At 39.4% G+C, this 15,716-nt stretch carries 14 protein-coding genes and 1 other annotated feature; of the genes, 8 read left to right on the forward strand and 6 right to left on the reverse strand.

Annotation, left to right across the window (positions count from 1 at the left end; genetic code table 11):
* Nucleotides 1-177 precede the first annotated feature (177 nt).
* The 3 genes from tal to IEY03_RS10220 all read left to right on the forward strand — a co-directional run bounded on the left by tal (nt 178) and on the right by IEY03_RS10220 (nt 3,166).
* Nucleotides 178-1,131 (forward strand): transaldolase, encoded by a 954-nt coding sequence (gene tal / locus IEY03_RS10210; RefSeq protein ID WP_188841270.1) that lies wholly within the window; start codon nt 178-180, stop codon nt 1,129-1,131.
* A 17-nt stretch (nt 1,132-1,148) separates the two neighbouring features.
* Nucleotides 1,149-2,783 (forward strand): glucose-6-phosphate isomerase, encoded by a 1,635-nt coding sequence (gene pgi / locus IEY03_RS10215; protein WP_188841271.1) that lies wholly within the window; start codon nt 1,149-1,151, stop codon nt 2,781-2,783.
* A 197-nt stretch (nt 2,784-2,980) separates the two neighbouring features.
* Nucleotides 2,981-3,166, forward strand: coding sequence for a DUF3545 family protein (locus IEY03_RS10220; RefSeq protein ID WP_188841272.1), 186 nt, complete (start codon nt 2,981-2,983; stop codon nt 3,164-3,166).
* A gap of 132 nt (nt 3,167-3,298) precedes the next feature.
* Here the strand turns inward: IEY03_RS10220 and IEY03_RS10225 are convergent, their stop codons facing one another.
* The 4 genes from IEY03_RS10225 to thrA form a co-directional block, all read right to left on the reverse strand.
* The gene (locus IEY03_RS10225; RefSeq protein ID WP_188841273.1) at nt 3,299-3,850 is read right to left on the reverse strand and encodes a hemerythrin domain-containing protein; all 552 of its coding nucleotides are present in this window, start codon (nt 3,848-3,850) and stop codon (nt 3,299-3,301) included.
* Between the two features lie 209 nt (nt 3,851-4,059).
* A complete protein-coding gene (gene thrC / locus IEY03_RS10230; RefSeq protein ID WP_188841274.1) occupies nt 4,060-5,343 on the reverse strand; it encodes a threonine synthase in 1,284 nt (427 codons plus the stop codon).
* A gap of 35 nt (nt 5,344-5,378) precedes the next feature.
* Nucleotides 5,379-6,329, reverse strand: a complete 951-nt coding sequence (gene thrB, locus IEY03_RS10235; RefSeq protein ID WP_188841275.1) for a homoserine kinase — start codon at nt 6,327-6,329, stop codon at nt 5,379-5,381.
* On the reverse strand, nt 6,329-8,797 hold the full coding sequence (gene thrA / locus IEY03_RS10240; RefSeq protein WP_188841276.1) for a bifunctional aspartate kinase/homoserine dehydrogenase I: 2,469 nt from the start codon (nt 8,795-8,797) through the stop codon (nt 6,329-6,331). The genes thrB and thrA overlap by 1 nt, the downstream gene beginning before the upstream one ends.
* A gap of 697 nt (nt 8,798-9,494) precedes the next feature.
* On the opposite strand from thrA, the gene slyD reads away from it, so the two are divergent.
* Nucleotides 9,495-10,061, forward strand: coding sequence for a peptidylprolyl isomerase (gene slyD, locus IEY03_RS10245; protein ID WP_188841277.1), 567 nt, complete (start codon nt 9,495-9,497; stop codon nt 10,059-10,061).
* A 288-nt stretch (nt 10,062-10,349) separates the two neighbouring features.
* The gene (locus IEY03_RS10250; RefSeq protein ID WP_188841278.1) at nt 10,350-10,724 is read left to right on the forward strand and encodes a hypothetical protein; all 375 of its coding nucleotides are present in this window, start codon (nt 10,350-10,352) and stop codon (nt 10,722-10,724) included.
* A 99-nt stretch (nt 10,725-10,823) separates the two neighbouring features.
* Here the strand turns inward: IEY03_RS10250 and trpR are convergent, their stop codons facing one another.
* Complete coding sequence (gene trpR / locus IEY03_RS10255) at nt 10,824-11,099, reverse strand: trp operon repressor (RefSeq protein ID WP_188841279.1); 276 nt, start codon at nt 11,097-11,099, stop codon at nt 10,824-10,826.
* A gap of 387 nt (nt 11,100-11,486) precedes the next feature.
* Between trpR and IEY03_RS10260 the strand changes: the two genes are divergently transcribed.
* Entirely contained in the window at nt 11,487-11,936 is a 450-nt protein-coding gene (locus IEY03_RS10260; protein WP_188841581.1) for a c-type cytochrome, read from the forward strand.
* 92 nt (nt 11,937-12,028) lie between these two features.
* Here IEY03_RS10260 and IEY03_RS10265 read toward each other — a convergent pair whose 3' ends face one another.
* Nucleotides 12,029-12,694, reverse strand: coding sequence for a cytochrome b/b6 domain-containing protein (locus IEY03_RS10265; RefSeq protein WP_188841280.1), 666 nt, complete (start codon nt 12,692-12,694; stop codon nt 12,029-12,031).
* A 400-nt stretch (nt 12,695-13,094) separates the two neighbouring features.
* On the opposite strand from IEY03_RS10265, the gene hpf reads away from it, so the two are divergent.
* Both hpf and IEY03_RS10275 read left to right on the forward strand, forming a co-directional pair.
* The gene (gene hpf, locus IEY03_RS10270; protein WP_188841281.1) at nt 13,095-13,445 is read left to right on the forward strand and encodes a ribosome hibernation-promoting factor, HPF/YfiA family; all 351 of its coding nucleotides are present in this window, start codon (nt 13,095-13,097) and stop codon (nt 13,443-13,445) included.
* A 114-nt stretch (nt 13,446-13,559) separates the two neighbouring features.
* Nucleotides 13,560-13,680: a sequence feature (Phe leader region), on the forward strand.
* Nucleotides 13,681-13,728: 48 nt separating this feature from the next.
* Nucleotides 13,729-15,669 carry a chorismate mutase gene (locus IEY03_RS10275; protein WP_188841282.1) on the forward strand — a complete coding sequence of 647 codons (1,941 nt, stop codon included), beginning with the start codon at nt 13,729-13,731 and terminating at the stop codon, nt 15,667-15,669.
* Nucleotides 15,670-15,716 lie beyond the last annotated feature (47 nt).

Raw genomic sequence — 15,716 nt, forward strand, 5'->3', positions numbered from 1 at the left:
ATACGAATCATACAAGCCGAAACCCAAAACGGAATTAAGCAACAATAAAAAACCGAATTTAAGTAAAAACTTGTCAATTTTCGTAATTTTTTTACAAAACAAGTTGGAATAAAGAGTAAAATCGCTTCTAATAAAGGGATTGAAACATTCATTTTGCTTATCGAGAGGAAACGTTACATGGCCAACGCACTCACTCAACTCAAATCATTTACCACAATTGTTGCTGATACCGGTGACATTGAGGCAATCAAACGTTATCAACCTGAAGATGCGACCACAAATCCATCTTTGATTTTGAAAGCCGCACAAATTCCTGAGTATGCCTCTTTAATCGATAATGCTGTTGCTTGGGCTAAAAGCCAAAGTAACGTTCAGACCCAGCAAATTGAAGATGCCGGTGATAAGCTTGCGGTAAACATTGGCGTTGAAATTTTAAAACTTGTCCCTGGACGTATTTCTACTGAAGTAGATGCGCGCCTTTCTTTCGACAAGCAAGGTTCTATTGATAAAGCTCATAAGCTGATCAAGCTTTATAAAGAAGCTGGAATTGATAAATCACGCATTCTCATCAAACTAGCGTCAACCTGGGAAGGGATCTGTGCAGCTAAAGAATTAGAGCAAGAAGGCATTAACTGTAACTTAACCTTATTATTCAGCTTTGCTCAAGCCAGAGCTTGTGCTGAAGCTGGCGTTTATCTTATCTCTCCTTTTGTCGGTCGCATTCTTGACTGGTATAAGAAAGATACAGGTAAAGATTACACTGCTGAAACAGATCCTGGGGTTATTTCTGTTACTGAAATCTATGATTATTACAAGCAACACGGCTATAACACAGTGGTCATGGGTGCGAGCTTCCGTAATATCGGTGAGATTATCGAGTTAGCAGGTTGCGATCGTTTAACCATTGGACCTGCTCTATTAGAAGAGTTAGCAAATACCGATATCCTTGTTAGTGAGAAACTTAAAGCGGTAGCTGCATCAACCACAGCTCCTGCTGCGCTCACTGAAGCAGAGTTTCGCTGGGCATTCAACGAAGATGCTATGGCTGTAGATAAATTAGCCGAAGGAATAAGAAACTTTGCAATAGACCAAGGTAAACTTGAGGTCATGCTAAAAGAGAAATTAAGCTAAACAAGGACTGTAAATTAATGACTCAATTAACACAATCAGCCACTTGGCAACAATTAGCTACTCATACTGCGGCATTACCTCACATGCGTGAGTTATTTGAAATGAATGACCAACGCTTTAATGCAATGCACTTAAAGAGTTGTGGTCTATTGCTAGATTATTCAAAAAACCGTGTAAATGAAGAGACATTGGCATTACTGTTCAAACTTGCCAATGAAGCACAGTTAACAGATAAAATTGCTGGCATGTTCTCGGGTGATATTATTAATAACACCGAGCAACGAGCAGTATTACATACCGCTCTTCGCAGCAAAGCCTCTCAAACCATCAAAGCTGAGGGGCAGAATATTGTCCCTGAAGTGCAGCAAACATTGGCTAAAATGGCTAAGTTTGTTGAACAAGTTCAAAGCGGACAATGGACTGGCTACACAGGCAAAGCTATTACTGACATCGTCAGTATTGGTATTGGCGGATCTTTTCTTGGGCCCAAAATTGTCACCCAAGCTTTGCGGCCTTATTGGAAAGGCTTAAACTGTCACTTTGTGGCTAACGTTGACGCCACTTCGATTTGCGAGAAGTTAAAAGGATTAAACGCAGAAACCACCCTGTTTGTGATGTCGTCAAAATCCTTTGGTACTCAAGAAACACTGACAAACACCCTAAGCGCCAAAGAATGGTTTTTAGCTCAAGGTGCATCACAACAAGACGTAGCACAACACTTTGTGGCTGTGACATCTAATGTGGCCAAAGCCACTGAATTTGGGATGGATGCTAATAATATTTTCCCGATGTGGGATTGGGTTGGCGGACGTTATTCTTTATGGTCTGCAATTGGATTACCTATTGCGCTTGTTATTGGCATGGATAACTTTAAAGAGCTGTTATCTGGCGCCTTCGACATGGACCAACATTTTCAGCAAGCGCCGCTAGAACAAAACATGCCAGTGATTATGGGAATGCTATCAGTGTTATATAGCAATTTTCATGGTGCACAATCGCATGTCATTTTAACCTACGATCACTATTTACGTGGTTTACCGGCTTATTTCCAGCAACTGGATATGGAGAGTAACGGTAAGTCAGTGAGCTTAGATGGCACAGCAGTAGATTACAGCACAGGCCCTGTTATTTGGGGTGGTGAAGGTACAAATGGTCAGCATGCTTATCATCAGCTATTACACCAAGGTACTGCATTAATCCCTGCTGACTTTATTATGCCGCTACAAAGCCATAATCCGCTTGGTGAGCATCACAATCAGCTAGCTTCAAATTGCTTTGGCCAAACCCAGGCACTAATGCAAGGTCGTACTTATGAAGAAGCATTAGCCGAAATGAGCTCAAGTAAGCTTGATAATGCTCAAAAGCAGCTTATTGCTAAACATAAAGTGATGGCTGGCAATAAACCTAGTAATACTTTATTGATGGATAAGTTAACGCCACAAACCTTAGGCGCACTAATTGCGTTGTATGAACACAGAACATTTGTTCAAGGTGTCATTTGGCAAATCAATTCATTTGACCAATGGGGTGTGGAATTAGGCAAAGTGCTCGGAAATGATGTGCTCGACCGAATAGGAGCCGAACATGACGCACAAGCGTTAGATTGTTCCAGTAATGCTTTAATCAATTTGTATCGTCAAGGACAGATTTAATCACTCAAAAAGCCAGCATTAGCTGGCTTTTTATTAGTTTGAATCAGGCAACTTCAGCATAGAATTCTAAAAGGCGCTTTATTTTTTCATCAAAGCTTAACCTCTGGTTAACATTAATGAAACATAACTATTGCACCCTATGGTGGAAATATGTTATTTATCTGCATAGAGACATCATAATAACAAGGGAGGTTACCATGGATCGTTTAGACTATGGTGGTGCGTTAGATGAAGTTGTTGAAAGACCAAGCCGTACAAAAAGTTCCAACAAAAAACGTAAATGGCGCGAGATTGAAGCAATTAAAGATAAACAGCGCTTACTGAAGGAGTTACAAGATATTGATGACTCTTTTGAATTTGATGCAAATACTTTAGTATTATAAATATTAGTTTAAGTGAATATTTATTCAATTATTAATCAATATAAAAGAGCACCTTAGGGTGCTCTTTTTGATCTCTATATCTCTCGTTGTACACTATTGGGCTTAATCAAATAGTGAGTCACGATAAATGCGCTATAGCATCATTTTTCTATCAACATTGGCAATATAGGCACGAAGATCATCAAAAATTGCATTATCATTTTCGCTAAATAATGGATCATCCACTAATTTTTTATGACATACCTGTTCAATTTTTTGCCAATCCTCATCATCTAATGATTTGGCAAATAGAGGAAATATTTCTTGTTCCTCATACTGCATGTGTTCAACTTGTAATTTAATATAATTGGCTAAATCGTTAATTAACTTCTCTCTTGAAATGACGATATCTGAAAGGATCATATTTAAACTATACATTAAAGAACCCGATACCTGCGCAAGTTTATCATGCTCATCACGCAGCTGCTCACTATTAGGTACTGACATTTTTTTTACGTAATAGTGATAAGTAATATCTTCTAATGGATGATGGCTGTGTTCAGCATAACCTTGCATATACTCAACAATGTCCCTTACAAGGTTAAAGTTAACGGCTTCACCTTCAATTAATCGGTTATTCTTGTTGTTGAGTATATCCAATAATATGGCTATATGTTGGTGATCTCGCTTTAATCGCTTAAGCATAATCTTCTCCGTCATTTAAACCTCACTAGTGTATATTTTAGTCAATACTCATGGTATTTCCCAATCTACCCTATTGAATAATATTAGTTATGACCAAGATCATGTTCTAGGAAAAATATCTCAATCTCCACAAACAAAAAATGCACTCTAAACTAGAGTGCATTTTCTTAAATTAAGATAATGATTAATATGAATTTACAGTGTGAACATTAACGTAAGGTTGCGAATAAGTGCGATTTTAACTGACCAAAATCAGCATCCAACTCAACGGATAAAATCGGCTTATTCGCTACGGCTTCTAGTTCAGGGGGAAGAGGCAAGTCAACTTGCAACTCACGATCAACCACATCTTTAAATTTTGCAGGATGCGCGGTCCCTAAAAAAATACCAAATTCATCTTTAGCCAGTAATTGGCGTAAACCTTGAGCGGCAATGGCAGCATGTGGCTCAGATTGGTAACCCAATTGATAAAGGTTTTTAAGTGCCTCGGAGGTTTGTAACTCATTCAAAGCTAGACCAGTAATATCAGTTAACGGCCAGCCCTTTTGCTGACAAATCGCTTCAACACGAGGCCAATTACTTGGCTCAGACACATCCATTGCGTTAGACATAGTTGCCACAGTATCATGCGGAGCCCAATCACCATTGTCTAGATAGCGCGGCACAGTATCGTTGCTATTGGTAGCGGCGATAAAACGTTTGATCGGTAACCCCATCGCCTTAGCAAACAAACCTGCAGTTAAATTACCAAAGTTTCCACTAGGCACTGATACCACAAAGTTTTCATGACCCGCTTTTTTTGCCTGAGCAATCGCTTCAAAGTAATAACATATCTGCGCCAACAATCGACTAATATTAATTGAATTTGCTGAGTTTAACGCAAGTCCTTCACGTACTTCTGCATCATCAAAGGCTTGCTTAACTAAGTGTTGGCAAGCATCAAAATCAGCATTTACCGCCACGGTATGAATGTTTTTACCTAATGTAGTAAACATCTTTTCCTGCAGCTCGCTGATCTTCCCCTTAGGGTACATCACCACGACTTGCACTTTATCTAGCCCATAAAAAGCATCAGCTACTGCTGCGCCAGTGTCGCCGGAGGTGGCGGTTAAAATGGTTAACCCTTTATCTCCTGACAATAAATTAACGCATTGGGCCATAAAGCGAGCACCAAAGTCTTTAAACGCTAAAGTTGGGCCATGAAATAACTCTAAACAACTACGGTGATAATCAACCTCTGCTAACGGCGCTTCAAAGGTAAATGCGTTATCCACTAATGCATCAACATTATCTTGGCCTAACTCATCAGCAAGCCATGCACCAAGCACCTTTTTACTGCGCTCAGCAAAAGGCATTACCAGCAAGTCATCAATGTTACTTAACACAGGAATTGACTTAGGAAAAAATAGCCCTCTATCTTTACCTAACCCCAATTGCACAGCTTGACTGAAGTTCACTTCCTGAGAAGGATGTTTTAAATTATATAATTCCATTACCACTACCTATAAAATTGAATACAGTTGACCCTTTAAACACGACGAGTGCCTTGTTCATCTAATTGACAGACATGGGCAAAACCACCTTGCTCTGTCACATAATGTTGCTCTAACCACGCCTTAGCCTGCTGAGCCTTTTCTATTGAGTCGGTTACGCTAAATAATGTAGGGCCACTACCGGATATCCCAGTTGTTAACATCCCTTGCTGCTGTAAAGCGTTTCTAGCCTCGAGATATCCAGGAATTGAAGCGGCTCGATAAGGCTCGGCTAACACATCTTTAAGCACTTCAATCGCCATCTCTGCATCTTGCTGGTAACTGGCATGCACAAATGCACTCAAGTAACGACCAAACTCTATGGCAACTGCTTTATCGTATTGAGCTGGTAATAAGGCACGCATTTTAGCCGTTGATAATGAAATACCAGGATATGCCACCACCCAATACCATTGCATAAAACTAGGGATAGGCGCACAAACCTTATTAGCGGTATTTAGCATCAGCTGCATACCGCCCAAATAACATGGCGCAACGTTATCATAATGAATACTGCCAGATATTTGCCCTTCAAATTCGCCCATTAATAGCAATAATGCTTGTTGGTTAAATGGCTGCTTGAAGTGTTCATTCAATGCATATAATGCTGCGACAACAGAGCTAGCACTAGAACCTAAGCCACTGCCTACGGGTAGGTTTTTCTCTAATACCAGTTTAACCCCATCCGTTCTCTGTAACTTCTCTAGAAAAAACACTGCACACTGATAAACAATGTTGTCAGTCAAATGGGTTGGCAGTTTATGCGCCCAAGCACCAACTTGTTCAAATTCAACTCCCGTGTCAATGGCACTTATTGTGACGCAATCCCCCAATAAAGTGCCATCGATAGGTGCTAACGCGGCCCCTAACAAATCAAATCCTACACCAACGTTACCCATAGACGCCGGTGCATAGACAGTGATTTCAGCTTTATTACATCTATCCATTACAGCCCTACCTCACGAGTCCAATTCAATGTTCTTAATACGTCAGCAAAAACCCCCGCAGCAGTCACATCTGTTCCTGCACCGTAGCCACGTAATACAAAAGGAATAGGCTGATAGTAACGACTATAAAATGCTAAGGCATTCTCGCCGCCTTTTACGCTGTATAAAGGATCCGTTGCATCGACTTCAATAATGCGCACATGGCACTTACCCTCATCAATTTGGCCAACATAGCGCAATACTTTACCCTGTGCTTTAGCCTTTATTACTCGCTCTGAAACCTGAGCATCCAAGCTAGGTAATTTAGCCATAAATGCATCAACATCACCGCTGTCATCAAAATCTTTTGGTAATACTGATTCAATATTGATATCGCTTAACTCTAATGCTAAACCGACTTCACGGGCTAAGATAAGCACTTTACGAGCAACGTCCATACCGCTTAAATCATCACGCGGATCGGGTTCAGTAAAGCATTTATCTCGAGCAATTGATGTTGCTTGAGATAAGCTCATGCCCTCGTCTAACATACCGAAAATATACGATAATGAACCAGATAAAATACCGTTAAACTTATGCAGTTTATCACCTGCACATAAAAGTTTTTTCAAATTATCTATCACGGGCAGACCTGCACCCACGGTTGTTTCATATAAAAATTGGCGACGTTGCTCCAAACTTACTTTGCGTAAAGCTTGATAAAACCCATAATCACGAGTGTTAGCTTTCTTATTCGGAGTAACCACATGAAAACCTGCGTTCATCACATCTAAATAACGATCCGATACCGCAGCGCTTGACGTGCAATCCACTAAAACAGGATTAAGTAATTGCTGTTCTTGGCCAAATTCAAGCAAGGCATTTAAATCATATGCTTGAGCATTATCACCTAGTAATCCTTGCCAATTAGCTAAATCAACACCATTACTATCGAGAAGCATTTGACGAGAGTTAGCAATACCACAAACTCGAATGCTAATATGTTGCTCTTTCAACATTTCATTTTGTTGCTTTATTTGCTCAAGCAGCCCGGCTCCAACATTACCAGCGCCAACCAAGAACACATCAACATATTGCTGCACGTCGAAAAAAGCTTGATGACATGCACCAATGGCATGCTTGGTTTTGCCTTGCTGAATGACCGTCGATATTGATCGCTCTGAAGATCCCTGGGCGATAGCTACAATATTCACGCTTGCTTTTGCCAACGCGCTGAAAAACTTAGCCGCTACGCCTTTATGAGTTTTCATACCATCGCCAATCAAGGACACAATCGCTAATCCTTGACGTAATTCGATAGGCTCTAAAAGTTCAGACTTTATTTCTAATTCAAACTCTTGTTCTAATGCCCATTTAGCTTTAGCTGCTTCGTTGGTTGCCACACAAAAACTAATGCTGTATTCCGATGAACTTTGGGTAATAAGTGATACCGAAATACCACTACGTGAAATAGCAGCCAATGTCCGGCTGGCCATCCCAACCATGCCTTTCATACCAGGTCCTGACACGTTGAACATGGTTTGATCATCAAGGTTTGAAATAGCTTTAACTTGCAAGCCTGTTTTGTCAGCATCGTTAGACACTAATGTGCCAGGTGCTGATGGATTGAAACTGTTTTTGATGTAACAAGGGATGTGATATTGAGCAATGGGCGCGATAGTTTTAGGGTGCAACACTTTTGCCCCAAAATATGATAACTCCATCGCTTCTTGATAACTAAGCTGAGCTAACAATTTAGCATCAGTAACCACTCTAGGATCCGTGTTGTAAACGCCATCAACATCGGTCCAAATCTCACAACTTGAGGCATTTAAACATGCCGCTAATACAGCAGCAGAATAATCAGAACCATTTCGACCTAATGTGACTATTTTTCCATGGGCATCCGCAGCAGTGAACCCAGGCATAACCCAAACTCTGTAATCATTTAAAGGCAACACCGAGAAACGCGGCTTACTTACATTAATATCCACAACGGATTCTAGCGGCTGTCCATGAGCAAGGAATAACGACACAGGATCTAATTGTGCTGATGTAATGCCTTTCGCAAGCATGACTTGCTCCATTAATGCTGCTGACAAGCGCTCACCAGACACAACGATTGCAGCTCGTACTGAATCAGGACATTCACCCAATAAGCAAATCCCTTCTAACTTATGTTTCCATTGCAGCATCTGTGCATTTAACTTCTCTTGAAGCAATGACTGCTGTGCTGGAGCTAACAATTCTTCACTTGCTTGGGCATACAAGGTATTAAATACCGTATCAATATGCTGCACAACAGCTTGATAAGACTTACCTTCTACCGCTAAGTCAACCATCTCTAATAATGCGTTAGTAATTGTTGCAGGCGCAGAAAGTACTGTTGCTACGGGTTCTAATTTTGAAGACTCAGCAATAATATCAGCCGCCATTAAAAAACGCGGCCAATTTGCTAAAGATGTACCACCAAACTTCATTACTTTCATATCATCTTCTCCAGTCAAATACATGACAACAATGCAAAATTTTATAATAAAAAAGCCCGCGTCCTTTGTGGGGAAGCGGGCTATTTATTGAATTCTTTTTAGGATGTATCAGCCCGCCCCCACTATGGTAATAGTGGTGGTTGTAATAATAGTGGTAATTACAAGGTGCTTAAATGCTGACATCTCGCTCACTTTTCTCATTCAGGTTAGAAGCTTGATACGTAATCTTATTAGCTTACGCCGCCTCGTTTTGACTAATGCTTACAGAATTGCTTTTTTAGCACTATATTGTCAAGTCTAAGCGACCATTTATTTAAATATAAACTAACATTTAGGTTGATTTATTTAAGATTACATATTTCAAAATCTGAAACGTCAATATAATTAGCAATAAAACCAAGAAAAACCTGCGTTTACGCTAACGTCAACGCAATGGCTGACTTTTAATAAATATGCTTATTTTTCATAAACTAAAGAAAATCAGTTTTATGTTGCACATTTACAGACGGTTTATTGATACTTCTGAAATTCAATTGAAAGTTTAAACACTCTTCGGTTTCGTAAATCAACGACCAAGATCAAAATAATTAAAATTTATGACATTTAATTATTAGAAATTTAGCAAAACCTGATGTAAATCATCGCAGCAAAAATAAAATAAATGTATTATGCGCCCATATCAGCTATTGGAGTCTTTATGAAAATCTCAAAACATGCAGCAGTAACTATTCATTACCGCCTAAGCGATGCTCAAGGTCAATTGTTGGAAAGCTCTTTTGACGCAGAGCCAATGATTTATTTACAAGGCACCGAGAATCTTATTCCAGGTTTAGAAGCAGAATTAGAAGGAAAAGTGGCTGGTGACACATTTGAAGCCACTATCCCAGCAGAACAAGCCTACGGTGAATATCACGAAGGCTTAAAGCAAGAAGTCCCTTTAGCTGCCTTTGGTGATATTGAAGATATCGTACCGGGTATGCGTTTTATTGCAGAAACTGAAATGGGTCAACGTCCAGTGCAAGTAACTGAAATCAAAGATGATACAGTTGTTGTTGATGGTAATCATCCACTTGCAGGTCAAGCATTAACCTTCAATGTTGAAGTTGTTGATGTTCGTGAAGCTACGGCAGAAGAAATTGCCCACGGTCATATTCATGCCCACGGCGGCAGCTGTGGCGGTGGTCATGATCATAATCACGACCATGAACCATGTGATACTCAAAAGCCTGGATGTGATGGCAATGGCGGCTGCGGTTGCCACTAAAAAATACCACCATACAAATTTCTGATTACGACTAGTTGGTGATATTCATCAAGCTAAGATCAGTATAAAGGTTGAAATCAATGACAGTCGCAGACTAAAAAATAGCCTGCGACTTTTTTTATGGACTATAATTAATACAAGTGCGGTCGGTAAAACCGGCGCATCCTAAAACGTGTCACGTTCACTTTTCCCCATGTTTCTGATTATGGAAGATTTTATGAAATTGGGGTAGTAAACGGGATTTTTTAATCGTAAAAATAATAATTAATGAGCAGCGACGGAGTGCTTATGTTAATTAAACCTATATACGAGCTTTTGCCTTACACTTACATCGTAATTGGTGGAGTAAGCGTTCTACTGCTGCAACAACAGTATGCAATAGCCGCCGCCATTTTGGTGTATATATTAGGAGCCAGAATTTATAACCTTCGCTCTGAGAATCGACGAACGGATATAAAACGCAAGCGCAGGGAAGGTTTCTTGCCTGATTGGTTGTATGGCTACATGCCATTTTTGTACATATTGTCAGCCGCATTGCTTTATCGTTTTTACCCTAAAGACTCTAGCGCGCTATTCGCCATCTGTTTAATGACCTTCGGAACATATTTACTGCTCAGAAGATCAACTTACAGAAGACATAAAATTCCTGTAGTAAGAGTGTAGCCATTAGCAATTTTAGCCGTATAAACAACAAAACCGCTTGATATCATCAAGCGGTTTTCATTTAAACAGTTTCACTAGGTGAACAATGTTTTTAATAGCTCACAAAATCAACTTTTGCACTTGTTCACGCTGTTCAGCGGACATATTTTTAAGATAATTTGAGCAGCGAGTGATAGTCGCTATGCTGACTTGATACTCTGCAGCGATTTGCCTTTGACTTAATTCTCCAGCTAATAAGGTTTGAAATACCTTTAATCGCCCAGCTATCGCGCTACGCTCTTCTTCCGTTAGTAACAATCTAAATAATATGGCTAAATCATCATGATTAGAATGAGTCAAAATTTTATCAACCACTAAACTCCAATTCGCTCTCATAGCTGCTCTCTTCAATAAAGTCATACAGATAATAACAAGTAACCCGCTGAAAGCAAAAGCCAGTAGTAAAGTAATCATCTTTTAACAAGGCTTATAATAATTCAAACACCACACTAGCGCGCAAACAACATCAAAATAACACTCAAATACGAATGCAATTTGAATAAATTCATTAAATTAATACGATTTATATTGTAGTCTTTTTTGTAGTCTTTTCTCTAAAACCAAACCTCAAAACCAAGCTAACAATGAGTCTGCACAAAGGCTATTAAATACAAATTAAGCTGATAAATATCTCACTCACATTCGGAAACAATCTAAAGATGATATCCGTTTAAAAATGTGTACAATAAAGTCATTACTCACCTGATAATTATAGAGAATATGATGAAAAAATTATTGATTGCACTGACAACTACCCTAGTACTTGCTCCAAATGTTTATGCAAATAACTTTAAAGACACTGATCATGCAATCGACTACCGTAAATCAGCTTTTGGTCTTATTGCTTATAACTTTGGCGACATGGGAGCGATGCTAAAGGGTAAAAAAGACTTCGATGCCGCTGTATTTGCTAGCCGAGCAACAAATGTGGCAGCGCTTTCTAAAATCCCTCATGAAGGCTTTATCATAGGTTCAGACAAAGGTGATACAGATGCATTAGCTAAAATTTGGGCTGATAAAGCGGATTTTGATAGTAAAATGATTCAGTTCCAAGAAAATGCTGCTAAGTTAGCCGTTGCCGCACAAGGTAGCGATTTAGGTCAAATTAAAGATGCATTCGGTAATACAGCACAAAGCTGTAAAGGCTGTCATGATGTGTATAAAAAAGACTAAGCTAAATAGTCAACGTTAAGCAAAATGAAACCCCATACTCGTATTCATAAATATGGGGTTTTCATATGAAACCAAGCAGTATCTTGCTGTATTTACATATATTTAACAGCATTCGCTAAAACACTAAACCAAACACCAGCAAAGATAATCGCCAATAGTATTAAACCAATCCAAGCTTGACGCATTTTAGGTTGCAATACCTCTCCTTTCAGGTGTTTATATCCAGTAAACATCGCCTTAATAAGATTCTCGCCCTTCAATAGATAAACCACCACAGCCAAAACATGTATCGCTGAAAAGCCCAAGATAAGATTGAAATTTTGTTTGTGTAACCAGGTCATTGTGCTTGCGGTTGCAGATGACACATAACTATAAAGCGGACCTTCGGTAAATATATCATCGGTGGCAAATAAACCGCTGACTAACTGGATTGCCAACAAACTAAGTAACAAAACAACCATATATCCTCCCATAGGGTTATGTCCTATGGAGTCCGGCTTTTGACGATTAGAGGCATATTGCATCACTTTTTTAGGTGAGTGAACGAAATGACTAAATCGAGCCGTATCACTTCCAATAACTCCCCAAATAAGGCGGAAAGATAAAATCACCATAAAAAGATACGCAAAGACTTGATGAAGACTCATTTCACCTGCATCAGCACTCCACCATAAACCTATGAGGAGACCCAGCATGCTCCAATGAAATACTCTAATAGGTAAGTCCCACACTTTAATTTTTTTCAACTGAGAATGCATGTAATAACTCGACTTGAATAAACGTTTAACCGTTCGCCTTTGCGAACCCCTTTGGCATTATAAATTTATTTATATCAATTAGGTGAGTTCGAAACGTAAAGAAATGTAAGAAATGTAAGAAATGTAAGAAATGTAAGAAATAAAATGATGGATACGTATAGGGCGCTTAGCCGATAAAAATAGCCAAGAAAGACAAAAAATCTTGGTTGTTATCCATTCAAATATGCGCCTTTAAAAATGGCATTTCAAGCGGTTTTCGGTATCTTTTTGATTAAAATGTCTAAGCGATCAAATTTGCGTCTGTCAGTAAAACACCTATCATATTATGTGATGTATATCACATTTTATATGTGATAACTTGGTAATCTGAACTCAAGCAATACAACAGAAGGTTCAAAATATGCTGAAAATCACTAGCAAGCAACTTGAAGTCACTGCCCCTATTCTTGAACGCATCGAAGGACAAATTGAAAAACTCACAAGACACGATGTTCAATTAATTAATCCACATATTATTATTACACAGGAAAAGCAGCTCTTTAAGATAGAAGCCTCTATAGGCTTGCCAAGTGGAGAGTTATTTGCCCAGGCGAAAAATGAAAACCTTTACGCAGCAATTACTGCAATGGGGAAAAAGCTGGAGAAACAGCTAAATCGCCTGACCGATAAACCCCAAGCTCAACGTCATGCTACATTTGAAAATGCAGAAGATGACTTTGAATATGTCTATAAGGAGGAAACAGCAGCTTGATTTTACTATTAAACCCACAGAGCGCATCCTCGGATGCGCTTTTTTTTGCTGTTTTAGCAAAGTGAGTAATTATACATTGACACTCATCAAGCTAAGTTTTAGTTTTAAGCTATGAATCAGATACTACGTCGCGTTTTTATTTTCTTTTTTATGCAGCCCAAATAGGGAGGCGGTTTTTCTGTATCAAAAAGAAAATGAAAATACCAAAGCCTCCCAAACGGGAGGCTTTTTAGTTTTTACTCGTAAATGAAGTAAGCCAGTTAAATATTATTAAGAGGTGAGTATGAATAAACCACAAGGGTTAAATCTAACTCGAGAGCAAATTACATCGTTAGATAACGAATTACTAACCTTACTCTCAAAACGTCGAGAATTAAGCCTTGAAGTAGCCCGTAGCAAGGAAGTAGATGTTAGACCTATTCGAGACACTCAAAGAGAGAAAGAGCTTTTAGAACGCCTTGTACAGCAAGGACGTGAGAAAGGCCTTGATGCGCATTTTGTTATCTCACTTTATCAAAGCATCATTGAAGACTCGGTACTTAATCAGCAAGCTTTCTTACACAGTAGAGCTAACCCCGACACTCAAAAACAACAATATTCGGTGGCATTTTTAGGGGCTAGAGGATCATATTCTTACCTAGCTGCAACACGCTATTGTGATAGACGCCAAGTAACCATGGTCGATTTTGGTTGCCAAAGTTTTGATGACATTGTGAATGCCGTAGAGTCTGGCCATGCTGATTACGGATTTTTACCCATAGAAAATACCTCTTCAGGTTCGATCAATGAAGTTTATGACGTACTGCAGCACACCAGTTTATCTATTGTTGGTGAAACCACCATTGAAGTTGGCCATTGCTTGCTGGCTAAACCTGGAACAAACACGGCAGACATAAAAACTGTTTATGCTCATCCACAACCCATTAGTCAGTGCAGTCGCTATTTAAGTCAGCATCCAGAGTTTAAACTTGAGTACTGCTCGAGCAGTGCCGAGGCAATGGCGAAAGTGATTGAGGCGGATAATGCAAACGTTGCCGCGATAGGCAGTACAGAAGGCGGAGCCTTATATAAACTAACCGCAATAGAAGATGGTCTTGCTAATCAAAAAATCAACCAAAGCCGCTTTATCGTGGTAGCGAGGAAAGCTGTCGGTGTGCCGACACAGCTACCAGCAAAAACCACCTTAATTATGGCAACAGGTCAAAAACCGGGGGCGTTAGTTGAAGCCTTATTAGTGCTAAAAGCACATAACTTAAATATGTCGAAGTTAGAATCAAGGCCGATCCCAGGTACACCATGGGAAGAAATGTTTTACCTCGACATTGATGGAAATCTTGCACATCAAGATGTCCAGCAAGCCATAAAAGAACTGGAACGTTTAACCCGTTTTATCAAAGTGCTTGGCTGTTACCCTTGCGAGTCAGTTAAACCGACTCAACTATCACAAGCACAACTATTAATTGAACCTGATAGCTCCAAAAATACTGAATTAGCAACAAGTAATCATAGCTTACCAACAGCAAAGTTCAGCCGAGAATACAAATTACAAGACAGTGAAGTACATTGTAAGCATCTGCAAGTTGGCGGGACTCATTTTGGAGCGTTTCAATTTGTTAGTAATCCTCAAAATGAAACTGAGTTAGCCAGTCTTGCAAAACAAACAAAGGAAACGGGTTTTCAAGCCATTATTCTTCATCAATCTTCTGCTTTTATTGCTGATAGCAAGCTTAAAAAATATTTTCAAATTATTGAACAAGCGGGACTTGTCAGCGTTATCTATGTAGAACACGAAGCCGACATAGCCTGCAGCCACTTAGCAGACATGGTCATGTTAAGCGGCCAGAATATGTTTAATCAGGACTTGTTGGATCAGCTTGGATGTTTAAATCTGCCGGTAATTATTGAGCGAAATCACATTGCCAGTCTAGAAGATTGGTTAGGATCTGCGCAAACCGTGCTAACCAAAGGCAATCAACAGGTTATCCTGTGTGATTCTGGCATAAGAAGTTTTGCTAAACCAGATACCATAAGTCTAGACTTGTCTTCTTTAGTTACTGTTAAACAAACATGCCACTTGCCAATTATTTGTAACATTAGCCATGAAGATGGAACCTTAGGGTACGCTCAGGCCAAAGCAGCCAAACAGTTACAATCAAACGGCATTGTGTTGCCCTCTCCTAGTACAGAAGCTAGTGGTCGTTTGCTGCACGATCTGTATCAATAACTAAACATAAAAAATGCCGGTAAATACCGGCATTTTTATTACTTGAA

Origin of the sequence: Shewanella aestuarii (assembly GCF_014647215.1) — a bacterium.
Lineage (GTDB): Bacteria > Pseudomonadota > Gammaproteobacteria > Enterobacterales > Shewanellaceae > Shewanella > Shewanella aestuarii.